The following is a 26647-nucleotide window of genomic DNA, read 5'->3' as shown; positions in this document are numbered from 1 at the left end:
TCTTACAGCATTCTTTCTTGAAACTTACACAAAACTTACAACGGCGCTAATTTAGCGAACGACCGTGCTAAACCTGTGCTATGCTGGTTCGAAACATTCATCCAGAGGAGACACCCATGACCGAAGCAGTCATCGTTTCAACCGCGCGCACCGGCCTCGCCAAATCCTGGAAAGGCGCCTTCAACATGACCCACGGCGCCAGCCTCGGCGGCCACGTGCTGCAGGCGGCCATCGCACGCGCCGGCATTGAAGCGGGCGAGCTGGAGGACGTCATCATGGGCTGCGCCAATCCGGAAGGCGCCACCGGCGGCAATATCGCGCGCCAGATCGCCTTGCGCGGCGGCGCGCCGGTCACCGTTCCCGGCATGACCGTCAATCGTTTCTGCTCTTCCGGGCTGCAGGCCATCGCCAGCGCCGCCCAGCGCGTGCTGGCGGGCGAGGGCGAGATCTTCGCGGCCGGCGGGGTGGAGTCGATCTCCTGCGTGCAGCAGGAAATGAATATGCACATGTACAAGGACGTCTGGCTGAACGAACACAAGCCCGCGATCTACCTGCCGATGCTGCAGACCGCCGAAATCGTGGCCAGGCGCTATGGCATTGCCAGGGAACGCCAGGACGAGTACGGCGTGCAGAGCCAGCAGCGCGCCGCAGCCGCGCAGGCCGCCGGCCGCTTCGATGCCGAGATCGTGCCGATGACGGTCACCATGGGCGTGGCCGACAAGGCGACCGGCATGCTGGGCACGCGCGAAGTGACGATTGCGGCCGACGAGGGCATCCGCGCCGGCACCACCATGGAAGCGGTGCGCGGCATCCGCACTGCCGTGCCGGGCGGCGTGATCACGGCGGGCAATGCCAGCCAGTTCTCCGACGGCGCCTCCTGCGCCATCGTCATGAGCGACCGCATTGCAGCTGCCAAAGGCTTGCAGCCGCTGGGCGTCTTCCGCGGCTTCGCCGTTGCCGGATGCGAGCCGGACGAAATGGGGATCGGCCCGGTCTTCGCCGTGCCGAAACTGCTCGGGCGCGCAGGCCTGAAGGTCGAAGACATCGGCCTGTGGGAGCTGAATGAAGCCTTCGCCGTGCAGGTGCTGTATTGCGCCGACAAGCTTGGCATTCCGATGGAGCGCCTGAACGTGAACGGTGGCGCCATCGCTGTGGGCCATCCTTATGGCGTCTCCGGCGCCCGCATGGTCGGCCACGCGCTGATCGAAGGCAAGCGCCGCGGCGTGAAATATGTGGTGGTCACCATGTGCATCGGTGGCGGCCAGGGTGCGGCAGGCCTGTTCGAGGTGGTGTGATGTCGTCCCGGCTGCTGAACCGCCGCGATGTCGAATTCATGCTGTACGACTGGCTCGACGCCGAAGGGCTGGCCGCGCGTCCGCGCTTTGCCGACCACAGCCGCGAGACCTTCACTGCGGCCCTCAACACCGCCGAGCAGATCGCCACCGACCTGTTCGCCCCGCATAACAAGCTGAGCGACCAGCAGGAGCCGCAGTTCGACGGTGAACGCGTGAGCGTGATCCCGGAAGTGAAGCGCGCACTGGACGCCTTCTCGGCAGCGGGCCTGATGGCCGCCGGCCAGGACTACGCGCTGGGCGGCATGCAATTGCCGCTGACGGTGGAAAAGGCGGTCACCGCCTACTTCACCGCGGCCAACATGGCCACTGCGAGCTACGCCTTCCTCACTATCGGCAACGCCAATACGCTGCTCAAGTGCGCATCCGCGGCGCAGGTCGAGCACTTCGTGCGGCCAATGCTGGAAGGACGCTGGTTCGGTACCATGTGCCTGAGCGAGCCGCAGGCCGGCTCCAGCCTGTCCGACATCGCCACCCGCGCCGAACCGGATCCCGACACCGAAGGCCAGTACCGGCTGACCGGCAACAAGATGTGGATTTCCGGCGGCGAGCACGAACTGGCCGAGAACATCGTGCACCTGGTGCTGGCCAAGATTCCCGGCCCGGACGGCAAGCTGGTGCCCGGCGTCAAAGGCATTTCCCTGTTCATCGTCCCCAAGTTCCTCGACAACGGCGAGCGCAACGACATCGCCCTGGCAGGCCTGAACCACAAGATGGGCAACCGCGGCACCACCAACTGCCTGCTGAACTTCGGCGAAGGGCGTCATCTGCCCGGCGGCCGCAGCGGCGCTGTCGGCTACCTGGTCGGCCGCGAAGGCCAGGGCCTGCTCAACATGTTCCACATGATGAACGAGGCGCGCATCGGTGTGGGCCTGGCGGCCGCGGTACTGGGCTACACCGGCTACCTGCACGCTTTGGATTACGCCCGTGAACGCCCGCAGGGCCGGCATCCGGCAGCCAAGGATCCGGCCTCGCCGCAACTGCCCATCATTGCCCACACCGACGTGCGCCGCATGCTGCTGGCGCAAAAAGCCTACGCCGAAGGGGCGTTGGGGTTGTGCCTGTACAGTGCGCGCCTGGTGGACGACGAGCATACCGGCGAAACGCCGGAGATCCGCCAGCGCGCCGGCCGCCTGCTGGAATTCCTGACACCGATCACCAAGTCCTGGCCCTCGCAATGGGGGCTGGAGGCGAATAACCTGGCGATCCAGGTGCATGGCGGCTACGGCTACACCCGCGAGTACAACGTCGAGCAGTTCTACCGCGACAACCGCCTGAACCAGATCCACGAAGGCACGCAGGGCATCCACGGCCTGGACCTGCTGGGCCGCAAGGCCAGCATCCATGACGGTGCGCTGCTCAAGACCATGGCCGAAGAAATCCGCGCCACGGTGCACAGCGCGCGCGGCGCCGGCCGCGGCGCGGACGCGCGCCAGCTTGTCGCCTACGCCAATGCCCTCGATGCCGCCTGGCGCCGGGTTGAAGAAGTGACGCAGGCCCTGTATGCTGCCCCCGACCTTAACCGGACCCTGGCCAACGCCACGGTCTACCTGGAGGCGGTGGGGCATGTGGTGGTGGCCTGGATCTGGCTGCAGCAAGCCATGGCGGCTGTGGCCGGGCTGCCGGAAGAGGACAACTTCCGGCGCGGCAAACTGCAAGCCTGCCGCTATTTCTACCAATGGGAGCTGCCCAGGGTCCAGCCGCAGCTGGACCTGCTGGCCGCCCTCGATACGACCACGCTCGACATGCAGGACGCGTGGTTCTGAGGAGTAACGAATGATCAAGCACATCGTCATGTGGAAGCTGAAAGACTATGCCGAAGGCGCCGGCCGCGCCGCCAACGCGGCCAAAATGAAGGAGCAGTTGCTGGCCTGTGCCGGCATCGTCCCCGGCATCCTGAAGCTCGAAGTGGCCATCGCCGAACCGGGCCTGGAAGCGACCTGCGACGTCGTGCTGTATTCCGAATTCGAAAGCAAGCAGGCGCTCGACGCCTACCAGTCGCACCCGCAGCACCAGGCACTCAAACCATTCTTCAGCGCTGTGCGCGATGCGCGCCAGTGCATGGATTACACAATTTAAGGACTCGACCATGCGAACTACCCAGGAACTCTTCGACCTCAAAGGCAAGACTGCACTCGTCACCGGCGGCTCGCGCGGCCTGGGCCTGCAAATGGCCCTGGCACTGGGCGAACTGGGCGCGAAGGTGGTGGTCACTTCGCGCAAGCAGGCCGACCTGGACGAAGCGGTTGCAGTGCTGAAGGAAAACGGCGTCGAAGCGTTCGCCATCGCCGCCGACCTGGGCAAGGAAGCATCGATCGATCCGCTGGTGGACGCGGCGCTGGCCGCGCTGGGCGGCCATGTCGACATCCTGGTCAATAACGCCGGCGCCACCTGGGGCGCTCCGGCGGAAGACTATCCACTGGAAGCCTGGGACAAGGTGATGAACCTGAACGTGCGCAGCATCTTCCTGCTGTCGCAAGCCGTCGGCAAGCGCTCCATGATTCCGCGCCGCTCCGGCCGCATTATCAATATCGCATCGATTGCCGGCCTGGCCGGCAATGGCCCCGGCACCATGAAGACCGTCGCTTACAATACGTCCAAGGCGGCCTTGATCAACCTCACCCGCGCCCTCGCGGGCGAGTGGGGCGAGTACGGTATCAACGTCAACGCGCTGGCGCCGGGCTTCTTCCCGTCGAAATTGAGCGCAGGCGTGATCAAGGCCATGGGTGAAGACAAGCTGGCGGCTGCAGCGCCGCTGCAGCGCCTGGGCGGCGACGAGGACTTGAAGGGCGCGGTTGCGCTGTTTGCCTCCGACGCCGGCCGGCACATTACCGGCCAGGTCCTGGCAGTGGATGGCGGGGTCTCGGCGGTCTAAGGAGTTTGCATGTCCAAGTATCATCGCATCGTGCTGGCCTCGCGTCCGCGCGGTGTCGTCGTGCCGGAAAATTTCCGGCTTGAAGAAGTGGAAGTACCGGCGCTGGCCGAAGGCCAGCTCCTGGTGCGCAACCATTACCTGTCGCTGGACCCATACATGCGCGGCCGCATGAGCGAGGCGAAAAGCTATGCTGCGCCCCAGCCGCTGGACCAGACCATGATCGGCGGCACGGTCGGCGAGGTGGTCGAATCGCGCAACGCCAGCTTCGTCGTCGGCGAATTCGTGGCCGGCATGTTCGGCTGGGCCGAGATGGGCGTGTCGGACGGCGCCGGCTTGCGCAAGGTTGATACCAGCGTCGTCCCGGCCTCCGCCCACCTCGGCGTAGTGGGCATGCCCGGCATGACCGCCTGGTACGGCATGCATGAAATCCTGCGCCCGAAGCTGGGCGAGACTGTGGTGGTGTCCGCAGCCAGCGGCGCGGTGGGCAGCGCGGTCGGCCAGTTGGCCAGGCTTGCCGGTTGCCGCGCGGTCGGCATTGCCGGCGGCAAGGCCAAGTGCGATTACGTGGTCAATGAACTGGGTTTCGACGCCTGCGTCGACTACAAGGCCGGCAACCTGAAGGCCGACCTGGCAGCCGCCACTCCGGACGGCATCGACGCCATTTTCGAGAACGTGGGCGGCGAAGTGTTCGATACTGCGCTGGGCCGCAGCAATGCCTTTGCGCGCGTCGCGCTTTGCGGCCTGCTGGCCGGCTACACCGGCGCCGAGATCCCGATCCGCAACGCCAAGAAGCTGCTGCTAAGCCGCATCACCTTGCGCGGTTTCATCGTCACCGAGCATATGGATATGTGGCCGCAAGGCCTGGCCGAGATGGGCAGGCTGGTCGCATCGGGCCAGGTCAAATACCGTGAAACGATTTCCCAGGGCCTGGCCTCGGCGCCGGAAGCCCTTATCGGCCTGCTGCAGGGCCACAACTTCGGTAAACAACTTGTGAGACTTACCTCATGAAAAACTTCCAAGGCAAGGTTGCAGTCATCACCGGGGGCGCGAGCGGCTTTGGCCGTGAATTCGCGCTCAAGGCCCACTCGCTCGGCATGAAGCTGGTGCTGGCGGATGTGCAGCAGGACGCGCTCGACGCCACAGCCGCAGAACTGCGCGCGCAGGGCGCCCAGGCCGTGGCCGTGCGCTGCGACGTGCGCAAATCGGCCGAAGTGCAGGCATTGGCCGATGCGGCGATGCGCGAGTTCGGCGCGGTGCACCTTGTCTTCAACAACGCCGGCGTCGGCTTCGGCGGCCTGCTGTGGGAAGCGACGGAAGCGGACTGGGACTGGGTGATGGGGGTGAACGTCTCGGGCGTGATCCACGGCGTGCGCATCTTCACGCCCCTGATGCTCGAGTGCGCCCGGCGCGACCCGGACTACGAAGGCCACATCGTCAACACATCCTCGATGGCGGGCGTGCTCTGCCCGCCGGTGATGGGCGTCTACAACGTGTCCAAGCACGCCGTGGTGGCGCTGACCGAAAGCCTGTATCACGACCTGGCGCTGGTGCAGGCCCCGATCGGCGCCTCGGTGCTGTGCCCGTTCTTCGTGCCGACCGGCATCCACCAGTCGCACCGCAATCGTCCTGGCGACACGCCGATGGAAGGCAAGCCGACCGCCAGCCAGATGGCGGCGCAAGCCATGGTGACCAAGGCGGTTACTTCCGGCAAGGTGTCGGCGCACGACGTGGCCGAACTGACGTTCGCCGCCATCGCGGGCGACAAATTCTACATCTTCACCCACCCGCAAGCGTTGGACGGTGTGGCGCAGAGGGCCCGCGACATGGTGGCCCGGAACAATCCGGCCGATCCCTATGAAGCCACGCCGCAGGTTCGTGAGGCCCTGCGCGCAATGTTGTGAGAGAATGCGCGGCATGACGACAACACTCCGCTTTGGCGATTGGGCCGCCATGCAGGCCGACGCGACACCGATCCGCATCGAAGTCTTCGTGCGGGAACAGAACGTGCCTGCCGACCTGGAAATGGACGACAGGGATGCCGTGTGCCTGCACGCCGTGGCCTATGATGCGGCCGGCAAGGCGCTCGGGACTGGGCGCCTGCTGCCTGATGGCCATATCGGCCGCATGGCTGTGCTGCGCAGCGCGCGCGGTGCGGGAGTGGGCGGCGCCATCCTCAAGGGCTTGATGGAAAAGGCCCGCGAGCGCGGCGACACCAGGGTTGTCCTCAGCGCCCAGACCCACGCGGCGGAGTTTTACCTGGCCCACGGCTTCGCCATGGCAGGTGATGTCTTCCACGAAGCGGGCATTCCCCACATCGAAATGCACTACGAATTCTAGGAGTTGAAAATGAAACGTTCGATCATCGCGCTCGGTGTCTGCGCAGTGTTTGGCGCGGGCTTCCTCGCCGGTTCCATCAGCCCGATCCAGGTGGCGCAAGCCCAGGTTGGCGGCGCAGGCGTGCAATGGCCGGCCGCCGCTGCAGCTCCCGCCACGGCCAACGGACCGACCCATTTCTATGCCATCGACACCGGGACCCGTACCTTGATTTCCTGCTCCCGCCAGGGCAAGGAAAAGCCATCCTGTGTGCGGGAGCAGCTTCCTTAACGGATCTGGACTTCGTGCAGTTGTGCCGGGGCGTCCGCGTACAGCTTGACCACGGTGGAACTGCGCGTGCCGTAGTTCGGCGACTCGATCTTCACGGCTGACAGCAGCCGTTCCAGCTCCAGCGGCACCCCGGTTTCCGGCAAGCGCATGTCCGGCGCCCGGGTGGTGTCGGAGAGCATCTCGAAATAGGCGTCTTCCGGCGCGCCAAGGCACAGCAGGCTGGCGAATTGCGCCTTGGTCTTCAGTACTTTCGGCCATGCCGAGTCGAGCAGGGCGTTCGACAGGCCATAGATGCCCGGCTCCAGCGGCCTGCCGTTCCGTGGGTCGTCATTTCCCTTGTTCGAATACCAGACCAGTTCCTTGCCATCGCACAGGACAAGGTTGAAACCGTTGTATTCGCCCGCGCCCGGCGCCACCTGCGCCACGTATTCCTGCGCTGTCATCCCGCCGGCCAGGAAATCGGCCACCAGTTGGCCGCGCGATGGCGCCAGCGGGTTGTGTTCCTGCGGATTGCGCACATTGGTGATCGCCGCAAAGCGCGAGGGGCCGGCAGCGGCTGCGCCAGCCGGGTCGCTTGGCCGCGTGATCCCCATCCAGCTGCCGCCGGCCTTGAGGTCGCGGCCGGCATAGATGTGCGGCGCATCCGGCCACGGTGCCGCCGGCGTCGTATCGCGGTCGTAGAATTCGTCGCGGTTTGCCGCCGCGATGAGGGGCACGCCAGGCACCACCTGCCAGGCAAATACGATCAGGCACATGGCGGCATATCCTCGAATACTTCGACGTGGCGCGGCCCTGCGATCCAGCGCGCCAGCCCGGCTTGCGCCGCCGCTGCGTCGAGCACGACAAGGAATGCGTTGCCGGCGCCCGGATAAACCTCCATCCAGGTCTGCACGCCGCCGGGTGCTTCCGGGCGCCGCTTGAGCTGCGCGCCCACCCCATGCGCCGCCGACAGCGACGACTGCATGGCGATAACCGCCGCCTGCAGGCCAGCCGCCTGTGCGGCCTGCACCTTGTAATACACGTAGAGGTCCATGTTCAGACGTCGAGCTTGTCCAGCAGGTAGGGCAGGGGCTTGAACTGCAAAGCCGGCCCGCTGGCCGAGCCGAAGCGCACGTCGCCCGCTTCCAGCGCTTCCAGCTTCATCTCCACCAGGGCATCGACGCCGCCTGCGCCGTTGCGCGCCGTGTTGACCACCATGCCGCAGGGCTGCTCCGGATCGGCCGGCGAGAATACCTCGGCGCCCGGGGCCACCGATGCATCGGCGATGGAAGCGAGCGCGGTGCGGCGCTTCAGCTTGCCCAGGTACTGGCTGCGCGCCACGATTTCCTGGCCCGGATAGCAACCTTTCTTGAAGTTCACACCGCCCAGCAACTCGAAATTGACCATCTGCGGCACGAACTGCTCCTGGGTGCCCGGGCCAACCTGTGGCACGCCCGCATGGATTTCAGACAGGCGCCAAGCCTCGTTGCCGCCCACCACCAAACGGTCCTTCAGCACGGAAGCGGCGGTCGACGCCGCTTCCGGCGACGCCAGCCACAGGTAGCGCGGCGCGGCGAAGGCATCGGCCACGCGCAGTACCGTGCCCAGCGGGTGGTCGATCTTGCTGAACGGCTTGGCCGGCAGCACGTCGAACCAGGTCTGCAGCACAGCCTCCGCATCGTCGCCGCCAATGGCCAGCGTCACGTACTGGTCGGTGACATCGGCCGGCTTGGTCTTGCTGCGCAGGATAAACATTTGCAAACGCTTCTGCACCGCCGGCTGGATTGCGCGCGGCAGTTGCAGGAAGATCGATTCTTCGGTCTTCCACATCAGGAAGGACGCCAGCATGCGTCCCTTCGGCGAGCAATAACCGGCCAGGCGCACCTCGCCCAGGCCCAGGTGTTCGACGTCGTTGGTCAACTGCTTATGCAGGAAACTGGCCGATTCTTCGCCGGTGAAGGCGATCAGGCCCTGGTCGGTGAGCGGGGCAACAAAACCGGTCGCGAGCTGGCTCGTGCTCAGTGTTTCTTGTTCCTGTGTCAAAAGTTGATTCCAGTTATTCATAAATTCCCATATTCTGGCGATGAAAGCATTATCATTACGGCCTTCATTATAGTGATCCCGCGCAAATTCCGCCGGGGGCTTGGAAAACGCTGTCGTCCAGGCTGAAACTGGTTCAAGATTGGATTATCGAACGGGCATTTGGAAATGGCGTTTATCAAGAAGTCGATCACACTGGGTATCCTGGCCGCGGCCGGGGCCGTGGGCGGGTTTGCCTGGTGGGCGGGCCAGCCTGTCATTGGCCAGGAGCCTGCCATTGAGTTCACCATCAGCAAAGGCAGCGGGGCCAGCGCCGCCGGCCAGCAGATGGCCGCTGCCGGCGTGCCGATCCAGCCGCTGATGTTCAACCTGCTGGCGCGCGTGACCGGCAAGAGCGGGCAACTAAAGGCTGGCACGTACGAGCTCAAACCTGGCACGACGCCGATGCGCCTGATCGGCCAGCTGGTGCGCGGCGAGTTTGCCCAAGAGTCCCTGACCATCATTGAAGGCTGGACCTTCCGCCAGATGCGCCAGGCCATTGCCGCGCATACCGGCTTAAAGCACGATACCGCCGAGCTTAGCGACCGCGAGCTGATGGCGCGCGTCAACCCCGAATTCAAGGATCCGGAAGGCCTGTTCTTCCCTGATACTTATCTGTTCGCCAAGAATTCCAGCGAACTGGCCATTTTCCGCCAGTCGCACAGCATGCTGATGAAGCGCCTGGGCGAAGCCTGGGAGAAACGCGATCCCGGCCTGCCCTACAAAACGCCCTACGAGGCGCTGACCATGGCGTCCATCGTGGAAAAGGAAACCGGCCAGAAGTCCGAACGCAATATGATTGCCGCCGTGTTCGTGAACCGCCTCAAGCTGGGCATGCTGCTGCAAACCGACCCGACCGTCATTTACGGCATCGGCCCCAGGTTTGACGGCAATATCCGCAAGAAGGACCTGGAAACCGACACCCCCTACAATACCTATATGCGGGTCGGCTTGCCGCCGACCCCGATTTCGCTGCCGGGCGTGGCTTCGCTGACGGCTGCGCTGGCACCGGCCAAATCCGGCGCACTGTACTTCGTGGCGCGCGGCAATGGCACCAGCCAGTTCTCCGATAACCTGACCGATCATAACCGGGCGGTCAACCAGTACCAAAAACAATAAATGACAACACGCGGTAAATTCATCACTTTCGAAGGCATTGACGGCGCCGGCAAGTCGACCCATATCCAGTTCGTTGGCGAGCTGGTCAAGGCACGCGGCCTCGAGCTGGTCAGTTCGCGCGAACCGGGCGGCACGCCGCTGGGCGAGAAGCTGCGCGAATTGTGGCTGCACGAAACCATGCACGTCGAGACTGAAACCCTGCTGGTATTTGCCAGCCGCCGCGAACACGTGGCACAAGTGATCGAACCGGGCCTGGCGCGCGGCGCCTGGGTCATTTCCGACCGCTTTACCGACGCCAGCTTTGCCTACCAGGGCGGCGGCCGTGGCCTGAGCCGGGAAAAACTGGACATCCTGGCGCACTGGGTGCACCCCAACCTGGAACCGGACCTGACCATCCTGTTCGACGTGCCGCTGGATGTGGCGCGCGCCCGCCTCGATGCGACGCGCGAACTGGACCGTTTCGAGCGCGAGCAAGCCGATTTCTTCATGGCTACCCGCGCCGAGTACCTGCGCCGCGCCGCCGAGGCGCCGCAGCGCTTCCGCGTCATCGATTCCACCCGCAGCATTGCCGATATCCAGGCCGAGCTCGCCCGCATCGTGGGAGCGCTTGCTTGAGCGGCCAGGTCTATCCATGGCAGCAGGGCGCCTGGCAACAGCTGCAGCAGCTGCGCCAGCGCATGCCGCATGCGATCCTGTTCCACGGCGCCAACGGCATCGGCAAGGCCGACTTCATCGAGCAGTTCGCCCAGGCGCTGCTGTGCGAAAACGCGCGCCCGGACGGCCACGCTTGCGGCGAGTGTCCAAGCTGCGGCTGGTTCCAGCAGCACAGCCACCCGGACTATCGCCGCGTGCGGCCGGAAATCTTCGAAGACGAGCCGGGCGAGGGCGAAGAGGGCGAAGACAAGAAGGCCGCCAAGAAGGCGCCTTCCAAAGAGATCAAGATCGAGCAGATCCGCGCCCTGGCCGATTTCATGAACATCTCGACCCACCGCCAGGGTTTGCGCGTGGTGGTGCTCTATCCGGCCGAAGCGCTGAACATGCCGGCCTCGAATGCCTTGCTGAAAACGCTGGAAGAGCCGCCGCCAGGCACGGTGTTCCTGCTGTCATCCAACGGCCTGGACCGCGTGCTGCCGACCATCCTGTCGCGCTGCCGCAAGTTTGCCATGCCGATGCCTTCCCATGCCGAAGCGCTGGCCTGGCTCAAGGAGCAGGGCGTGCCCGATGCCGACAGCTGGCTGCGCGAGCAGGGCGGTTCGCCGCTGGCCGCCGTAGCTGCCTCTGAAACAGGCAACCGCGAAGAATTGGACGCTTTACTGCAGTACCTGGCCCGTCCGAGCGTGGAGGGAGCCCTGAAAACTGCCGACAAATTGCAGAAAGTACCACTCAGCGCCTTGGTATCGTGGCAACAGCGCTGGCTTTACGATCTGTTTTCGTACAAACTTGCAGGTAACATCCGTTATTATCCCCGTTACCAGCGCGAGCTGGCCGGACTGGCGGACAAGGTGAACATCAGCCGCCTGATGGCAGCGGTCAAGGGCGCCAACGAAAGGCGCGCGACGTCCGACCATCCGCTGTCGCCGAAACTGTTTATTGAAGATATGCTTCTTGACTACACTGCTTGCTGTAGCTGAAGAAAGGAAAAAATGAGCGCAAGCCCAACCGAACCAGGTGCCGCGGCCGTCAACCGGCCAACGGTGTTGTCCCTCGCAATCAAGGAAAAAGCGGCCCTGTATGCGGCCTATATGCCTTTCCTGAAGCATGGGGGCATGTTCGTGCCAACCCAAAAGCCATACAAGATTGGCGACGAGATCTATTTGTTGCTGACCTTGATGGACGATCCTGCCAAGTACGCGATCGCCGGCAAGGTCGTCTGGATCACGCCGCCCGGCGCGGCCAATAACAAGACGCAGGGCATCGGCGTGCATTTTCCGGACGACGAGACCGGCACCCGTACCCGCCTGCGCATCGAAGAAATCCTGGGCGCTGCGCTGCGCTCGTCCCGTGCCACCCACACGCTTTAACGCATGACGAAGTTGCGCCACCCACATTTCCGCCACCGCCTCGCCACACTCGACGACCTGCCGACGATTGTCGCGATCTACAACAGCACCGTCGCCTCCCGCGAAGTGACAGCCGATACCGAGCCCGTGTCGCTTGAATCGCGTCTGCCGTGGTTCCACGAACACGAGCCCGGCCGCCGGCCGCTGTGGGTGATCGAGGAGGCGGGGCGCGAGGGCATCATTGGCTGGATTTCCTATTCGAACTTCTATGGCCGTCCCGCCTATGCGGGCACGGCGGAAGTATCGATCTATATCGACCAGGCGTGGCGCGGAAAGGGCGTCGGGCGCTATGCGCTGCAGGAAGCGATTGATTTCGCGCCGCAGGTAAACGTGCATACCGTGCTCGGCTTCATCTTCGGCCACAACAAGCCATCGCTGGCGCTGTTCGAGAAATTCGGGTTCGAGACCTGGGCCACGCTGCCGCGCGTCGCCAACCTGGACGGCGTCGAGCGCGACCTGGTCATCCTGGGCAAGCGCGTCGCTTAAATCGCGCCCGCCAGCCGGGCAATAATGCCCAGGACCAGGGCCAGGATGGATAACAGCGCACTGAAGGTCCAGCGAAAACCGCGCTGCATCTCCTGGCGCAGCTCAGCAATTGCACGTTCCCGCGCCTCGCGGACCTCCCGCAGGCCAGCGTCCAATGCCTGGCGCTGCTCAGCGAAGCCGGCTTCCATGACACGACGTTGCTCGGCAAAACCGGCCTCCATCACCTGACGTTGCTCAGCAAAACCGAGCGCCATTGCCGCGCGCAGTTCGTTTTGCATTTCTTTTAGGATGGCAATTTCCGTTTCTGCTTTCGCCATGCGTTCCTCGATATCCATAGCGCCTCCATAGCATGTTTCCGCTACTTTGGCGTAGCTGTATTCCGAATGGTTTTGACTTTGGACAGGCTGGGTCCTGAAAAGTTTCGGATAAAATGCCGGGATGTTTATCGATTCCCACTGCCATATCGACTTCCCGGAGCTGGCTGCCCGGATGCCTGAAATCCTCGCCAAGATGGCGGAAAACAAGGTCAGCCACGCGCTCTGCGTGTCGGTCGACCTGCCGGACTTCCCGCGCGTGCTGGCGCTGGCCGAGCAGTATCCGCATATTTACGCCTCGGTCGGGGTGCATCCCGATTACGAAGACACGCCTGAACCGACGGTCGCACAGCTGGTCGACCTGGCTCGGCATCCGAAGATCGTCGCCATCGGCGAAACCGGCCTTGACTACTACCGTCTCGAAGGCGACCTGGAATGGCAGCGCGAGCGTTTCCGGACCCATATCCGCGCCTCGCGCGAGTCGCGCAAACCATTGATCATTCACACCCGTTCCGCCTCGGAAGACACTATTCGGATCATGCGCGAAGAGGGCGCCGGCACCGGTCAGGGCGGCGTGGCAGGTGTCATGCATTGCTTTACCGAATCGCTGGAGGTAGCGCGCGCGTCGATGGAGCAAGGCTTCTATATTTCCTTCTCGGGCATCGTGACCTTCAAAAGCGCCAAGGAGCTGCAGGCAGTGGCGCTGGAAGTGCCGCTGGAACGGATGCTGATCGAAACCGATTCGCCCTACCTGGCGCCTGTACCGTACCGCGGCAAGATGAATGAGCCGGGCTATGTGGCCCACGTTGCCGAATTCATTGCCAAGCTCAAAGGCATCCCGCTGGAAAAGGTCGCCGAGCAGACTTCCGCCAACTTCTTCGACTTGTTCAAGGCGGCAGCCTGATGATGAGCCGCCGCGCCGCGCTCGCCTTCCTGGCCGGAGCTGCCTCGGCGCTGCTCGCCGGGCTGGCAAGCGCGAACGCGGCCGGAGAGGCGTTCGACGCCGAAGCCGAGCAGGTCGCGTTCTTCCGCGCTGTCCAGATCGACGACGACCGCACCGTCAAGGCCGTACTGGCGCGCGGCCTCGATCCCAACCTGCACGACCCGCAGCGCGGAGAGACCGGTCTCATCATTGCGATACGCAACGACGCAATGCGCGTTGCCAGGCTGCTGCTCGCGCAGCCGGGCTTGAGAATCGATGAACAGTCGCCGAACGGCAATACGGCCTTGATGATGGCAGCTTTGCAAAAGAACAAGCCCGCCGTGCTCGCCATCCTGGAGCGCGGTGCGCAGGTCAATCGCCCCGGCTGGACGGCCCTGCATTACGCCGCCGCGTCCGGCGACCTCGACATCATGAAGCTGCTGCTCGAGCGCCACGCCTACATCGACGCCGCGTCGCCGACTGGCACCACGCCGCTGATGCTGGCCGCCCGCGAAGGACAGGAAGATGCGGTCAAGCTCCTGCTCGATGAGGGCGCCGACGCGCGCCTGAAAGACCGAGCCTGGCGCGAAAATGCCGCCGAATTTGCCATCCGCGCGCAAAAACCGTGGATCGCCGAGCAAATCCGCCAGCACCTCGGCGGCAAATAAGGCGGTATTTCCCTTTCATATCGTGCAAATGGCCAGGCGTGCCTGGGGCGACAATCCTGTTGTCGACAACCCACCGCGCGCCCGCGCCACTGCCATGCTGAACGAACGCGAAATCGAAAGCTGCTACCTCGGCCAGTTCATCCCGCTGCACTACCATCACAATATGCTGATGGATGCCAACCGCATGCACAACTTCAAGGCCGCCATCGATTATGTGGTCAAGCCGGGCATGAAGGTGCTGGAACTGGGCGGCGGCACCGGCGTGCTGTCCTTTTTCGCGGCGCAGAAGGCCGACAAGGTGTATTGTGTTGAATTTAACCCGGACATGGTGCAGGAAGCGCGCAAGTTCCTGGCAATGAACAACAATGGCGAGCGCGTCGAAGTGGTGCATGCCGATGCCTTCGAATACCTGCCGCCGGAGCCGGTCGATGTCGTCATCTGCGAAATGATCCACGTCGCCATGTTGCGCGAAAAGCAGGTCGAGGTCATCGAGCATTTCAAGCAGCGCTACCTGGAACGCTTTGGCGGCCCTCTGCCTGTGTTCATGCCGGAGGCGGTGCTGATGGCGGTCCAGCCGGTCCAGCAGGAATACGATTTCGACGGTTTCCTCGCCCCGATCGTGCAGTTCCAGCAGCCGGGCCAGATCCAGAATGCCACGGTGGAACTGTCCCAGCCCCAGGTCTATGCACTGATCGACTTCACCCAGCCCAACGAAATGCTGTATCGCTGGGAAGGCCAGTTCATCGCCGAAAGGGACGGCCAGCTCAACGCGCTGCGTTTCATCACCAAGAACATCCTGGCTGTCGTGTCCGAACGCAACAGCACCATCGACTGGCTGAACCACTACATGACCTTGCCGCTTGCCGAGCCGGTCCAGCTGCGGGCCGGCGAGGCCGTGCAAGTCAGCTTTGCCTACCGTGCCGGCGGCCAGATCCAGTCCCTGCAAGCGACCATGCGCGCGGTCGCCCTGCGCACCACGGCCGCCTTGCCGGCCTTTGCAGCTTGACCCCGCTTTTTCGCTCTCTGTCGGCCTAATCTGCATTTGGTCGCATGTCCGTTGTCCGGGCCGGACGTCCGCTTTACAGTTGCCTCAACTTCAATCGGAGGTGCTGGAATGTTCGGCTTCATCTTATGGCTGTTGTTGCTGTTCCTGTGCTGGCCACTGGCCTTGCTTGCCCTGGTCCTGTATCCCATCGTCTGGCTGCTGTTGCTGCCGTTCCGCTTGCTTGGCATCGGTGTCGAAGCGGTGTTCGAACTGCTGCGCGCCATCGTCATGCTGCCGGCGCGCGTGCTGGGTGGTTCGCCGCGCTAACCGCCTGGCGCGGCATTTTGCATACCGCCAGTATCTAAAGGTTTTATGCGAAGCCGGCGGAAATTTTTCCGGCCCGTATCGTAAGCGCACTGTGGCAATCGCGCTGCTACGATGGCCCATCGAATAACAACGATGGGCGGGGCAGACAATGGGGCAATTCGAATATCCGCGGCCGCAACTGGTGCGCGATCAATGGCAGTCGCTCAATGGCGAGTGGGAGTTCGAGTTCGACGACGAACACAGGTATTGCCTGCCTTCGGACGATATTCCCTGGTCGCGCCGCATCAATGTGCCGTTTGCGCCGGAGTCGGAACTGAGCGGGATCGGCGACACCGGTTTCCATAACGCTTGCTGGTACCGCTGCCGTTTCAAGGTCGAACAGCGCGGCGCCCGCACGCTGCTGCATTTTGGTGCCGTCGACTACCAGGCGCGCGTGTGGATCAACAACCACATGGTGGCCGAGCACGAAGGCGGGCACACTTCCTTCACGGCTGACATCACCGACGAACTGGTCGAGGGCGAGCAGACCCTGGTGCTGTTCGTGGAAGACGATCCTGCCGACTTGAACAAGCCGCGCGGCAAGCAGGACTGGCAGCTCGAGCCGCATTCGATCTGGTACCCGCGCACCACCGGCATCTGGCAAACCGTATGGCTGGAAAACGTCGGGGCCACCTATATCCGCAGGCTGCGCTGGACACCGATCTTCGACGGCTATGAACTCGGCTGCGAAGTGCTGGCCGGCGGCGACGCCGCGCCCGGCCTGACGGTAGAAGTCAAGGTCTGGCTCGGCGCGAAGCTGCTGGCCGCGGACCGGTATTTGATGGTGGGCCAGGAGGCCAACCGCAAGATCGCCTTGTCGGACCCAGGCATCGACGATTCGCGCAACGAGATCCTGTGGAGCCCCGAGCGGCCCACCTTGCTGGACGCCGAGCTGACCCTGTACCGCGATGGCCAGATACTGGACCGCGTGCGCTCCTATACCGCCATGCGTTCGGTGTCGATCAACCGCGACCGCTTCATGCTGAACGGCCGGCCCTACCACCTGCGCCTGGTGCTTGACCAGGGCTACTGGCTGCAAAGCCTGATGACCGCACCTTCCGACGAGGCTTTGCGGCGCGATGTCGAGCTGGCGAAGGCGATGGGCTTCAACGGCGTGCGCAAGCACCAGAAGATCGAGGACCCGCGTTACCTGTACTGGGCCGACCGCCTTGGCCTGCTGGTCTGGGAAGAGATGCCGTCGGCCTACGCCTTTTCGGCGCGCGCCATGACGCGCCTGCTGCATGAATGGAGCGAGGCGATTGAGCGCGACTACAGCCACCCCAGCCTGATCGTCTGGGTGCCGTTCAACGAATCCTGGGGCGTGCCCAACCTGACCGCCGTGCAATCGCACCGCAACGCAGTCGAAGCGCTCTACCACCTGACGCGCATGCTGGACCAGACCCGGCCCGTGATCGGCAATGACGGCTGGGAGGCTTCGGCCACCGACATCCTTGGCATCCACGATTACGATCCCGACCCGGAGCGTGTGCGCCAGCGCTATGAAGTGACCGATCCGGTGCGCACCCTGTTCGACCAGCGCCGCCCGGGCGGGCGCATCCTCACGCTGGACGGCTTCCCGCACCGCGGCCAGCCGATCGTGCTGACCGAGTTCGGCGGCATCGCCTTCGACCCGAACGCACCGGCCCACCATACCTGGGGCTATTCGCGCCAGAACACGGCCGAGGGCTTCCTCGAGCACTACCGTTCCTTGCTGAAGGTCGTCAACGAAACCATGATGTTCAGTGGCTTCTGCTATACCCAGTTCGCCGACACCTTCCAGGAAACGAACGGCCTGCTGAACGCCGACCGCACGCCCAAGATTCCCCTCGAGCTGATCAGCGCCGCGACGCGCAACGTGCAATAGGTGCGCCGTGACGACCCCCGCCTGCCATCCCTTCGCCACCTTCTGGCAAGCCGGCTATGAGGGCGCCGACCACGTCAACCATGCCGGCCAGCCGCAGGACATGAACCTGGTCACCGGCCATTTGCAGCGCGCCCGCGCCGACTATGAGCTGCTGGCCCGGTTCGGCATCCGTACGGTGCGCGAATCGATCGGCTGGCGGCTGGTCGAGCGCGACGGCCAGTTCGATTTCTCGCCGCTGCTGCCGCGCCTGGAAGCCGCACGCGCGCTGGGGCTGCAAAGCTGCTGGACCTTCTGCCACTACGGCTGGCCGGAAGACGTCGACATCTACAGCGACGACTTCGTGCCGCGTTTCGTGCGTTTTTGCCAGGCCAGCGCGCGCTTCCTGGCGCCCTGGCTGGGCGAAGAGCCGGTGTACTCGCCGATGAACGAGCTGTCCTTCACGGCCTGGGGCCTGTCGGTGCATATGTTCCGCTGCCTGAACATGTACCACGAGCGGGCCGGTGAACTGGGCAAGCGCCAGCTGGTGCGCGCTTCCATCGCCGCCATCGACGCCATTCGCGAGATCACGCCGGGGGCGCGCTTTTTCCAGTGCGACCCGCTGATCCACGTCATCGCGCCCAAGGACCGTCCCGACTGGGCGGCGCAGGCCGCCGGCTGGACCGCTTCGCAATACGAGGCGCTGGACATGCTGTGCGGCCGCGTCGAACCGGAGCTTGGCGGGCACCCGCGCTACCTGGACCTGGTGGGCGGCAACTATTACCACAGCAACCAGTGGGAAAGCGGCACCAATATGCGGCTGTGGTGGCACCTGGACGACCCGCGCCGCCGGCCCCTGTCCGACATCCTGGTCGAACTGCACCAGCGCTACGGCCGGCCGGTGCTGCTGGCGGAGACCAGCCATGTCGGCAGCGGCCGCGGCACCTGGATCAGGGAAATGGCGGAGCAAAGCATGATGGCGCGCGAACGCGGCGCCGAGGTATGCGGCATCTGCCTGTACCCCGCCATCGACCGGCCCGACTGGGAAAACGCCGAGCACTGGCACCACAGCGGGCTGTGGGACCTGGACCGCGACGGGCCCGATCCGCTGGCCCGCGTCCTCGTCGCACCGTACGCCACTGCATTGCGCCAATCGATCCGGCTGACCGACAGCCTGTGTGAAACCAAGGAGAATGCCATGCAAACGTTGATTGTTTTCTGCCACCTGCGCTGGGATTTCGTATACCAGCGTCCTCAGCACCTGCTCACCCGCCTGGCCAAGTACTACAAGGTGGTGTTCGTCGAGGAGCCGGTGTATGAGGAAGGGGAGGCACGCATGGTCATGTCCCATCCCGCACCGAACCTGACGGTCTGCCAGCCCCACACACCGGTCGACGCGCGCGGTTTCCACGACGACCAGATCCCGCTGCTGCAGCCGCTGGTGGCGGCCCTGGCGCCGGACGGCGAGGAAGTGCTGGTCTGGTTCTACACCCCGATGGCGCTGCCTTTGCTGCAAGCCCTGCATCCTTCCCTGGTCATCTATGACTGCATGGACGAACTGAGCGCCTTCCGGAACCCGCCCAAGCAATTGCTGCAGCGCGAGACGGCCTTGCTGAACATTGCCGACCTGGTATTTACCGGCGGGCCCAGCCTGTACGAAGCCAAGCGCTCGCGCCACGACAATGCGCATTGCTTCCCAAGCAGCGTCGATGCGGTGCATTTCGAGCAGGCGCTGGACCGCAGCAACGGCCACCCGCTGCACACGGCCATCCCGCGTCCGCGCCTGGGCTTTTTCGGCGTGATTGACGAACGCTTCGATGCCGAACTGATTGCCGACATCGCCGATGCGCATTCGGACTGGCAGGTCGTGCTGGTGGGCCCGGTGGTCAAGATCGACCCGGCCACCTTGCCGCAGCGCCAGAACGTGCACTACCTGGGACAGCAATCGTACAAGGCCCTGCCGCAGTTCCTGGCGGGCTGGGACGTCTGCCTGCTGCCGTTTGCGCTAAACGAAGCGACGCGCTTCATCAGCCCGACCAAGGTACTGGAGTACATGGCCGCGGAACTTCCCATTGTCAGCACTGCCATCCGCGACGTGGAACAGCCGTATGGGGACATCGTGGCAATCGCTCATGACCACAACGAGTTCATCTGCCATTGCGAGGCGGCGCTGGCCCAGGCACCTGAGCAAGCGGCGGCGATGGCGGCGGCCATGCGCGAGGTGGTGGCGCGCACCTCGTGGGATGCAACGGCTGACCGCATGCACGAACTGATCGACCAGACACCGCCAGGCGGCAAGGCGGCGCGCCTGGCCGGCAAAGGCGCCCCGCGCAAGCTGGCCGGCGCCAGCGCGGCGCCCAACGTCAACCCGCTGCGCGGCTCGGCCAGCGGCCAGTCGTTCGGCAGCATCGTGATCGGGGGCGGACCGACCGGCCTGTCCGCCGCCTACCACGTGGGCGCGGACAACCTGCTGCTGGAGCGAAACGAGACGGTGGGCGGCTGGTGCCGCTCGATCGAGGAGGGCGGCTTCACCTTCGACCATGCCGGCCATATCATGTTTTCCAACGATCCCTACGTGCTCGAACTGTACGACAAGCTGCTGGGCGACAACCAGCATTGGCAGATGCGCGAAGCCTGGGTCCACAGCAAGGGCGTGTATACCCGCTATCCCTTCCAGGGCGCGCTGTATGGCCTGCCGCCGGAAGTGATCAAGGAGTGCATCGTGGGCGCCATCGATGCGCGTTATGGCGATGCCGGCAGCGGCCAGGCTTGCTCCAGCGTGGAAGTGGAGGACTGCTGCGCCGACGGCGGCGCCGAGGCGGCCAAAGCCAGCCAGGAAGCGCGCGCAGCCCAGACCGAGAGTTTTGAAGACTTTATCTACAAGGCATGGGGCAAAGGCATTGCGAAGCACTTTGCAATTCCCTATAACCGCAAATTGTGGACGGTGCCATTAAGCGAAATGGAAACCTCCTGGCTTGGCGGCCGCGTGCCCCTGCCGGACCTGTCCGAGATTATCGAAGGCGCCTTGCGCCCGGTGCCGCGCCCGATGGGGCCGAATGCCCGCTTCGGCTATCCGCGCCGCGGCGGCTTCCAGGCCCTGATGAATGGCTTCCTGCCCCTGATCCGCGGCAAAATCGAAGTGAATGCGGAAGTGGCGCAGGTGCTGCCCGAGGAGCACGTCGTGACGCTGGCTGATGGCCGGCGATTCAAGTACGGCAACCTGATCAGCACCATGCCGCTGCCGGAACTGGTCAAGCTGATCGGCGCAGCGGCGCCGGCGGAAGTGCGCGAAGCGGCGCACGGCTTGCGCCATATCTCGATCCGCTGCGTCAATATCGGCATCGCGCGCAGCGATGTGACGGACAAGCACTGGATCTACTACCCCGAAGACAGCATCTTCCATCGCATCTTCGTGCAAGGCAACGCCAGTCCTGAATGCAATGCGCCGGGCGGCTTCGGCTTTACCTGCGAAATCTCTTATTCGCCATGGAAACCGCTGCCGCTTGATGGCGACGCCTTGATCGAGCGCTGCATTGCCGATGCGGTCAAGGTCGGCTTCCTGCGTGCGGACGACAAGGTGGTGGTGGCGAACCAGGTCGACATGCCGGTGGCTTATGTCGTCTACGACCACCAGCGTGCGCGCAACGTCGCCATCGTGCGGGAATGGCTGGCGCAGCATGACATCCTGCTGGCCGGCCGCTACAGCGAATGGGAGTACTACAACTCCGACCATGCTTTCCTGGCCGGCAAGCGCGCGGCCGAGCAGGTGGCGCGCCTTCGCAGCCGGGCTGCACCGAAGGCGTCCTGACCATGAAGATCACGCAACTCAGCACTTATCGTGTGCCGCCACGCTGGATGTTCCTCAAGATCGAGACCGACGAGGGCATCAGCGGCTGGGGCGAACCGGTGATCGAAGGCCGTGCGCGCACCGTGGAAGCGGCGGTGCACGAGCTGGGCGAGCTGCTGGTCGGGCGCGATCCGGCGCAGATCAGCGACCTGTGGCAAGCCATGTACCGCGGCGGCTTCTATCGCGGCGGTGCGGTCTTCATGAGCGCCATTGCCGGCATCGACCAGGCTTTGTGGGACATCAAGGGCAAGGCGCTGGGGGTGCCGGTGTACCAGCTGCTTGGCGGCAAGGTGCGCGAGCGCATGAAGATCTACAGCTGGGTGGGCGGCGACCGGCCGGCCGATGTGGTGGCGGGCATCCAGACCTTGCGCGATATCGGCCTGAATACCTTCAAGATGAACGGTACCGAGGAAATGGCCATGCTCGACTGCGCCACGGCGGTGGACGCGGCCGTCGAGCGCATTGCCGGCATCCGCTCCGCCTTCGGTTACGACATCGAGTTCGGCATCGACTTTCACGGCCGGGTGGCCTGGCCGATGGCCAAGCCGCTGCTGCGCGCGCTCGAGCCCTACCGCCCCTTGTTCGTCGAAGAGCCAGTGCTGGCCGAGCAGTCGGAGTATTACCGCCGCCTGTCCGACATGACCAGCATTCCGCTGGCGGCCGGCGAGCGCATGTTCTCGCGTTTCGAATTCAAGCGCGTGCTGGAGCAGGGCGGACTGGCGATCTTGCAGCCGGACCTGTCGCACGCGGGCGGGATCAGCGAATGCTTGCGCATCGCCGCCATGGCGGAAGCCTACGACGTCACGCTGGCGCCGCACTGCCCCCTGGGCCCGGTGGCGCTCGCGGCATGCCTGCAGGTGGACTTTGTCTCGTACAACGCCGTGCTCCAGGAGCAGAGCATGGGCATCCACTACAACAAGGGCGCGGAGCTGCTCGACTATGTACACAATGCGGGCGACTTCCGCATGGAGGGCGGCTACATCGACCCCTTGCCCCTGCCGGGCCTGGGTGTCGACATCAATGAAGAACGGGTCATCGAGGCCAGCCGCGCAGCGCCCGACTGGCGCAATCCGCTGTGGCGGCACGCCGATGGCAGCGTGGCCGAATGGTAGCGCCAGCCTGCCTGCTGGGCATTGACTGGGGCACGAGCAACCGGCGCGCCTATGTCATCGGCGCGGACGGGAGTTGCCTGCGCAAGCACGAGGACGCGCAGGGCGCCCTGGCGGCCCAGGGCCATTTTGCCGAGTCATTGCAGGCGCTGCGCCAGCTGCTCGAGCTCGACGCGCTGGTGCCGGTCGTCATGTCGGGCATGGTAGGCAGTGCGCAGGGCTGGCAGGAAGTGGCTTACCTCGATAGCAGCGTGCCGCTGGCGCGCCTGCCCGAGACCCTGGTGCCGGTCAGCGGCGCGCCAGGCTGCTTCATCGTGCCGGGCTACTGTTATCGCGAGCACGGCAGCATTGACGTCATGCGCGGCGAAGAGACCCAGCTCTTCGGCGCGCATTTCCTCAGGCATGGCGACGGCTGCTACGTGCTGCCGGGCACGCACAGCAAATGGGTGGAAGTTGCCGACGGCAAGATAGCGCGCCTGACCACCTTCATCACCGGCGAATTGTATGCATCCCTGCGCTCATCGGGAACCCTGGCAGCACTGATGGCCGAGGGCCATGCCGACGCAGATGCCTTGCGCGCCGGCGCCAACCGTGCGCAAAGCGCCGAAGCCCTGAGCCATACTCTGTTTGAAGCGCGCGCCCGCGTCGTGGCGGGCGATTCGAACGCAGGCGAAACGCGTTCCTATGTCAGCGGCCTGCTGATCGGCACGGAGTTCGCGGCGCGGCGTGAAGAGGCGCCCGCTGCAGCCGGCAGCATGCCTGTGCTGCACCTGATCGCCTCGGCCGAGCTGACTGCGCCGTACCGCGAGGTCGCGCAAATGCTCGGCTACGCGACAGAGTTGATTGACCCGGACCAAGCCTATTGCGCGGCCCTGGCTCGCTTCATGGAGGCAATCTGATGAGCGCAATCGACGAGTACCAGCCGCCGCTGGTTGCGATTCTTCGCGGACTGACCGCTGCGGAAGCGCCGGCAGTCGCGGCAGCACTGTTCTACAGCGGTTTCCGGATCCTGGAAGTGCCGCTGAACCGCCCGGGCGCCCTGGAATGCATCCGTCTGCTGGACGGCATGAAGCCCAACGATGGGTTGGTCGGCGGCGGCACGATGACCAGCGTCGCCGACGTGGACGCGGTCCACGCGGCCGGCGGCCGCATCATGGTCGCGCCGAATTTCGACCCGGCGGTGATGCGGCGCGCGCGCGACCTGGGCATGCTGACCCTGCCGGGCGTTGCCACGCCGACCGAAGCGCTGGCGGCGCTGGCGGCGGGCGCGGATGCGGTCAAGTGGTTTCCCGCCGAGACGCTGGGCCCGAGCGGGCTGCGTAGTGTCAAGACCATCCTGCCGCCATCGGCAAGGGTGTGGCCGGTCGGCGGCGTCAGTGCCGGCAACCTGCATGAATGGGTGCGCGCCGGCGCCGACGGTTTCGGGATTGGCGGCCGCTTGTATGAGCCGGGCATTGCCTTGCCCGAGCTCGAGTCGCGGGCGCGCGAGCTGATTGCCGCCTGGCGCGCCCGATGAAGCCCTGTGTCGAAAGCCGCTTGTTCGGGGAGCTTGCCAACGGCGAGCCGGTCATGGAATTCACGCTCGATAACGGGCAGGGCATGCTGTTATCGGTGCTTGACTACGGTTGCATCATCCGTAGCTGGCGCGTGCTGGCACGGCATCGTCCACCGCTCGATTTTGTGCTGGGTTTCGATACCATGCTTGACTACGAACGCGACACGGCCTATTTCGGGGCCGTGGTCGGGCGCTTCGCCAATCGCATAGCGGGCGGCCGCTACGTGCACGATGGCCGCGTGGTGCAGCTGACGCAAAATGAAGGCGAGAATCACCTGCATGGCGGCCGGCGCGGATTCCACAAGCAAAGCTGGCAGGGCCACGCGAGCAGCGACAACGACGCGGCGCGCATCAGCCTGTGCCGCCTCAGCCGCGACGGCGAAGAAGGCTATCCGGGTAACCTGCTGGTCATGGTCACCTACGAGCTGACGACAAGCGGGGAGCTGCGCTGCAACTACCAGGCCGTGTGCGACCGGCCGACGCCAGTGAGCATCAGCCAGCACAGCTACTTCAACCTCGCTGGCGAGGGCGACATTCTCGGGCACGAGCTGCGCCTGGACGCTGCCCACTACCTGCCGGTGCGCACGGGATTGCTGCCGAGCGGGCAGGTGAGGGAAGTGGCCGGCACGCCGTTCGACTTTCGCCTGAAGCGCCGGATCGGCAGCGCGCTGGCAGAGGCGGATGCGCAACTGGCCCTGGCGCGCGGCTATGACCACAATTTCGTGCTGGCGGGAGGGCGCGGCCCGCAGGCCTGCCTGGCTGACCCCGCGTCCGGGCGCCAGATGGAGATCTATACCGATTGCCCTGGCTTGCAGTTCTACAGCGGGAATTACCTCGATGGCGCGCTCGGCGGCAAGGGGCGCGACTTCACACGCCATGCAGGCCTGTGCCTGGAGCCGCAGCATTTCCCCGACGCGCCGAACCAGCCCGGCTTCCCGAATGCGTTCTGCGGCCCCGGCGCCCCCTACAGCGCAAGCACGCGCTATGTCATCGACAGGTGGAGGTGAATGTGGAGCTGATCGTGGATGCCCAGAATGCCTTGGGCGAATGCATTGTCTGGTGCGAGCGTACGCAATCCCTGCTGTGGACCGATATCCTGGGGCGCCGCCTGTGGCGGCACCGGCCCGCGACCGGGGTGACGCAGCAGTGGGAGATGCCGGAGCGCCTGGCGTCGTTTGCGCTGGCGGCGTCGGAAGGCCGTTTGTTGCTCGGCCTGGAAAGCCGGCTGGCCTGGTTCGACTTTGCCGCTGGCGAGGTGATGACGATCGTGGAAGTGGAGAGCGACGTCCCCGGCACGCGGCTCAACGACGGCCGTTGCGATCGCCAGGGCCGTTTCGTGTTCGGCACCATGAACGAAGCGATCGGCAGGGCGCCGATCGGGCGCTTCTACCGCCTCGGCCACAATCTGCAGCTGGAAACGCTGCCGCTGGCGCCGGTTGCGATTGCCAACAGCATCTGCTTCAGCCCGGATGGCGCCACCATGTATTTCTGCGACTCCCTGAGCGGCATAATCCGCTGCTGCGATTATGGCGATCAAGTGGCGGGCGAACGCATCTTCGCCCATTTGCCGCCCGGCTGCGGCGAGCCCGATGGCTCTGCGATCGATGCCGACGGCTTCCTCTGGAATGCCGAATGGGGCGCCGGCCGGATCGTGCGCTACCGTCCCGATGGCAGCATCGAGCGCGCGGTGGCGGTGCCGGTCAGCCAGCCGACCTGCCCCTGCTTTGGCGGCCCCGGGCTGGACCAGCTGTTCGTGACCAGTGCCCTGGTGGATTTGCTGGAAAGCGAACGCTATGCCGGCGGCGTGTTTGGCATGCCGGTGACCGACGCGGTCGGCCTGCCGGAAATGCGCTTCGGCGCTAGAATGGGGGATGACTCAGCAATTTGAACACTTCAAGCCGGTTGCCCTGAACCAAGCCAGCCGCCTGCTCAACCACGGCCCGACCGTACTCGTCACCAGCGCCCATGAGGGCCGGCGCAACATCATGGCCGCTGCCTGGTCGATGCCGGTCGAATTTACGCCGCCCCGCATTGCCGTCGTGATCGACAAGCTTACCTTCAGCCGCGAGCTGATCGCCGCCAGCGGCGTGTTCGCGGTCTGCATCCCCGGCGCCGCGGCAGCCGACCTGGCATACGCCGTTGGCACGTCGAGCGGCCGCGAAGGCGACAAGTTCGCCCGCTTCAGGCTCGACTCCCGGCCTGGCACGGCCACCGGCGCGCCGCTGCTCGCCACCGGCTGCGTGGCCTGGCTGGAGTGCCGCCTGATCCCCGAGCGCCATGCCGAAGACGCGTACGACACCTGCTTCGCACAAGTGGTGGCGGCCGCTGCCGATGAAAGAGTCTTTTCCGACGGGCACTGGTCGTTCCGTGACGACAATGCCGATCTGCACACCCTGCACCATCTTGGTGCCGGACATTTTGCGCGTGCGAGTGCGATGATAAAAGCGAAACCGTTCCCTTGATTTCTTGTTGAGCCGCCCAATCTTC

Annotated in this window: 29 protein-coding genes; 25 read left to right on the top strand and 4 right to left on the bottom strand. The window is 64.7% G+C overall.

The window, feature by feature from the left end; genetic code table 11:
• The first annotated feature begins 116 nt into the window (after positions 1–116).
• From ACN9M3_RS17185 to ACN9M3_RS17150, 8 genes are read left to right on the top strand one after another with little or no spacing between them, the layout of a single operon-like run.
• The gene (locus tag ACN9M3_RS17185) at positions 117–1295 is read left to right on the top strand and encodes an acetyl-CoA C-acyltransferase (protein WP_426318057.1); all 1179 of its coding nucleotides are present in this window, start codon (positions 117–119) and stop codon (positions 1293–1295) included.
• A complete protein-coding gene (locus ACN9M3_RS17180; protein ID WP_426318056.1) occupies positions 1295–3118 on the top strand; it encodes an acyl-CoA dehydrogenase in 1824 nt (607 codons plus the stop codon). The genes ACN9M3_RS17185 and ACN9M3_RS17180 overlap by 1 nt, the downstream gene beginning before the upstream one ends.
• Positions 3119–3128: 10 nt before the next feature.
• Complete coding sequence (locus ACN9M3_RS17175) at positions 3129–3431, top strand: Dabb family protein (RefSeq protein WP_426161687.1); 303 nt, start codon at positions 3129–3131, stop codon at positions 3429–3431.
• A 10-nt stretch (positions 3432–3441) separates the two neighbouring features.
• Positions 3442–4227, top strand: coding sequence for an SDR family oxidoreductase (locus ACN9M3_RS17170; RefSeq protein WP_426318055.1), 786 nt, complete (start codon positions 3442–3444; stop codon positions 4225–4227).
• A 9-nt stretch (positions 4228–4236) separates the two neighbouring features.
• On the top strand, positions 4237–5235 hold the full coding sequence (locus ACN9M3_RS17165) for an NADP-dependent oxidoreductase (RefSeq protein WP_426161685.1): 999 nt from the start codon (positions 4237–4239) through the stop codon (positions 5233–5235).
• The gene (locus tag ACN9M3_RS17160) at positions 5232–6128 is read left to right on the top strand and encodes an SDR family oxidoreductase (protein ID WP_426161684.1); all 897 of its coding nucleotides are present in this window, start codon (positions 5232–5234) and stop codon (positions 6126–6128) included. Before ACN9M3_RS17165 ends, ACN9M3_RS17160 begins: the two co-directional genes overlap by 4 nt.
• Positions 6129–6141: 13 nt before the next feature.
• Positions 6142–6564, top strand: coding sequence for a GNAT family N-acetyltransferase (locus tag ACN9M3_RS17155; RefSeq protein ID WP_426161683.1), 423 nt, complete (start codon positions 6142–6144; stop codon positions 6562–6564).
• A 9-nt stretch (positions 6565–6573) separates the two neighbouring features.
• Positions 6574–6831, top strand: a complete 258-nt coding sequence (locus tag ACN9M3_RS17150; RefSeq protein WP_426161682.1) for a hypothetical protein — start codon at positions 6574–6576, stop codon at positions 6829–6831.
• On the opposite strand, the gene ACN9M3_RS17145 is transcribed toward ACN9M3_RS17150, so the two are convergent.
• Genes ACN9M3_RS17145 through ACN9M3_RS17135 form a run of 3 tightly spaced genes read right to left on the bottom strand, consistent with a single transcriptional unit; the run spans position 6828 to position 8874 of the window.
• Positions 6828–7586: an NRDE family protein gene (locus ACN9M3_RS17145; RefSeq protein WP_426318054.1), complete on the bottom strand. Its 759-nt coding sequence runs from the start codon at positions 7584–7586 to the stop codon at positions 6828–6830. The two genes, ACN9M3_RS17150 and ACN9M3_RS17145, sit on opposite strands and share 4 nt — an antisense overlap.
• Entirely contained in the window at positions 7577–7864 is a 288-nt protein-coding gene (locus ACN9M3_RS17140) for a DUF4936 family protein (protein ID WP_426161680.1), read from the bottom strand. Before ACN9M3_RS17140 ends, ACN9M3_RS17145 begins: the two co-directional genes overlap by 10 nt.
• A gap of 2 nt (positions 7865–7866) precedes the next feature.
• Positions 7867–8874: a YgfZ/GcvT domain-containing protein gene (locus tag ACN9M3_RS17135; RefSeq protein ID WP_426318053.1), complete on the bottom strand. Its 1008-nt coding sequence runs from the start codon at positions 8872–8874 to the stop codon at positions 7867–7869.
• A 144-nt stretch (positions 8875–9018) separates the two neighbouring features.
• Here ACN9M3_RS17135 and mltG point away from each other — a divergent pair, with 144 nt between their 5' ends.
• Genes mltG through ACN9M3_RS17110 form a run of 5 tightly spaced genes read left to right on the top strand, consistent with a single transcriptional unit; the run spans position 9019 to position 12554 of the window.
• A complete protein-coding gene (gene mltG, locus ACN9M3_RS17130; protein ID WP_426161678.1) occupies positions 9019–10008 on the top strand; it encodes an endolytic transglycosylase MltG in 990 nt (329 codons plus the stop codon).
• On the top strand, positions 10009–10623 hold the full coding sequence (tmk, locus tag ACN9M3_RS17125; RefSeq protein WP_426161677.1) for a dTMP kinase: 615 nt from the start codon (positions 10009–10011) through the stop codon (positions 10621–10623). It begins immediately after the preceding gene.
• A complete protein-coding gene (locus ACN9M3_RS17120; RefSeq protein WP_426161676.1) occupies positions 10620–11639 on the top strand; it encodes a DNA polymerase III subunit delta' in 1020 nt (339 codons plus the stop codon). The genes tmk and ACN9M3_RS17120 overlap by 4 nt, the downstream gene beginning before the upstream one ends.
• Positions 11640–11651: 12 nt before the next feature.
• The gene (locus ACN9M3_RS17115) at positions 11652–12029 is read left to right on the top strand and encodes a PilZ domain-containing protein (RefSeq protein WP_426161675.1); all 378 of its coding nucleotides are present in this window, start codon (positions 11652–11654) and stop codon (positions 12027–12029) included.
• Between the two features lie 3 nt (positions 12030–12032).
• Positions 12033–12554 carry a GNAT family N-acetyltransferase gene (locus tag ACN9M3_RS17110; protein ID WP_426318052.1) on the top strand — a complete coding sequence of 174 codons (522 nt, stop codon included), beginning with the start codon at positions 12033–12035 and terminating at the stop codon, positions 12552–12554.
• On the opposite strand, the gene ACN9M3_RS17105 is transcribed toward ACN9M3_RS17110, so the two are convergent.
• Positions 12551–12889: a hypothetical protein gene (locus ACN9M3_RS17105; RefSeq protein ID WP_426318050.1), complete on the bottom strand. Its 339-nt coding sequence runs from the start codon at positions 12887–12889 to the stop codon at positions 12551–12553. The genes ACN9M3_RS17110 and ACN9M3_RS17105 overlap by 4 nt on opposite strands.
• Positions 12890–12992: 103 nt before the next feature.
• Between ACN9M3_RS17105 and ACN9M3_RS17100 the strand changes: the two genes are divergently transcribed.
• From ACN9M3_RS17100 to ACN9M3_RS17045, 12 genes are all read left to right on the top strand, one after another.
• Positions 12993–13772 (top strand): TatD family hydrolase, encoded by a 780-nt coding sequence (locus tag ACN9M3_RS17100; protein WP_426161673.1) that lies wholly within the window; start codon positions 12993–12995, stop codon positions 13770–13772.
• Positions 13772–14458: an ankyrin repeat domain-containing protein gene (locus ACN9M3_RS17095; protein ID WP_426318048.1), complete on the top strand. Its 687-nt coding sequence runs from the start codon at positions 13772–13774 to the stop codon at positions 14456–14458. The genes ACN9M3_RS17100 and ACN9M3_RS17095 overlap by 1 nt, the downstream gene beginning before the upstream one ends.
• A gap of 94 nt (positions 14459–14552) precedes the next feature.
• Positions 14553–15464 (top strand): methyltransferase domain-containing protein, encoded by a 912-nt coding sequence (locus ACN9M3_RS17090; protein WP_426323777.1) that lies wholly within the window; start codon positions 14553–14555, stop codon positions 15462–15464.
• Between the two features lie 108 nt (positions 15465–15572).
• Positions 15573–15770, top strand: a complete 198-nt coding sequence (locus tag ACN9M3_RS17085; RefSeq protein ID WP_426318047.1) for a hypothetical protein — start codon at positions 15573–15575, stop codon at positions 15768–15770.
• A 148-nt stretch (positions 15771–15918) separates the two neighbouring features.
• Positions 15919–17673, top strand: a complete 1755-nt coding sequence (locus ACN9M3_RS17080) for a glycoside hydrolase family 2 protein (protein ID WP_426161670.1) — start codon at positions 15919–15921, stop codon at positions 17671–17673.
• Between the two features lie 7 nt (positions 17674–17680).
• Positions 17681–21457: an NAD(P)-binding protein gene (locus tag ACN9M3_RS17075; RefSeq protein ID WP_426318046.1), complete on the top strand. Its 3777-nt coding sequence runs from the start codon at positions 17681–17683 to the stop codon at positions 21455–21457.
• A gap of 2 nt (positions 21458–21459) precedes the next feature.
• The gene (gene dgoD / locus ACN9M3_RS17070) at positions 21460–22608 is read left to right on the top strand and encodes a galactonate dehydratase (RefSeq protein WP_426161668.1); all 1149 of its coding nucleotides are present in this window, start codon (positions 21460–21462) and stop codon (positions 22606–22608) included.
• Positions 22602–23504: a 2-dehydro-3-deoxygalactonokinase gene (locus ACN9M3_RS17065; RefSeq protein WP_426318045.1), complete on the top strand. Its 903-nt coding sequence runs from the start codon at positions 22602–22604 to the stop codon at positions 23502–23504. Before dgoD ends, ACN9M3_RS17065 begins: the two co-directional genes overlap by 7 nt.
• The gene (locus tag ACN9M3_RS17060) at positions 23504–24121 is read left to right on the top strand and encodes a 2-dehydro-3-deoxy-6-phosphogalactonate aldolase (RefSeq protein ID WP_426161666.1); all 618 of its coding nucleotides are present in this window, start codon (positions 23504–23506) and stop codon (positions 24119–24121) included. Before ACN9M3_RS17065 ends, ACN9M3_RS17060 begins: the two co-directional genes overlap by 1 nt.
• Positions 24118–25167: an aldose epimerase family protein gene (locus tag ACN9M3_RS17055; protein ID WP_426161665.1), complete on the top strand. Its 1050-nt coding sequence runs from the start codon at positions 24118–24120 to the stop codon at positions 25165–25167. Before ACN9M3_RS17060 ends, ACN9M3_RS17055 begins: the two co-directional genes overlap by 4 nt.
• A 2-nt stretch (positions 25168–25169) precedes the next feature.
• Complete coding sequence (locus tag ACN9M3_RS17050) at positions 25170–26048, top strand: SMP-30/gluconolactonase/LRE family protein (protein WP_426318044.1); 879 nt, start codon at positions 25170–25172, stop codon at positions 26046–26048.
• Complete coding sequence (locus ACN9M3_RS17045; protein ID WP_426318043.1) at positions 26032–26622, top strand: flavin reductase family protein; 591 nt, start codon at positions 26032–26034, stop codon at positions 26620–26622. The genes ACN9M3_RS17050 and ACN9M3_RS17045 overlap by 17 nt, the downstream gene beginning before the upstream one ends.
• The last annotated feature ends 25 nt before the right edge of the window (positions 26623–26647 follow it).

It is taken from the genome of Pseudoduganella sp. R-43 (genome assembly GCF_049913255.1).
Classification (GTDB): domain Bacteria; phylum Pseudomonadota; class Gammaproteobacteria; order Burkholderiales; family Burkholderiaceae_D; genus Rugamonas.
The sequence above is the reverse complement of the archived record's forward strand: the minus strand, read 5'-3'. Positions and strand labels throughout refer to the sequence as shown.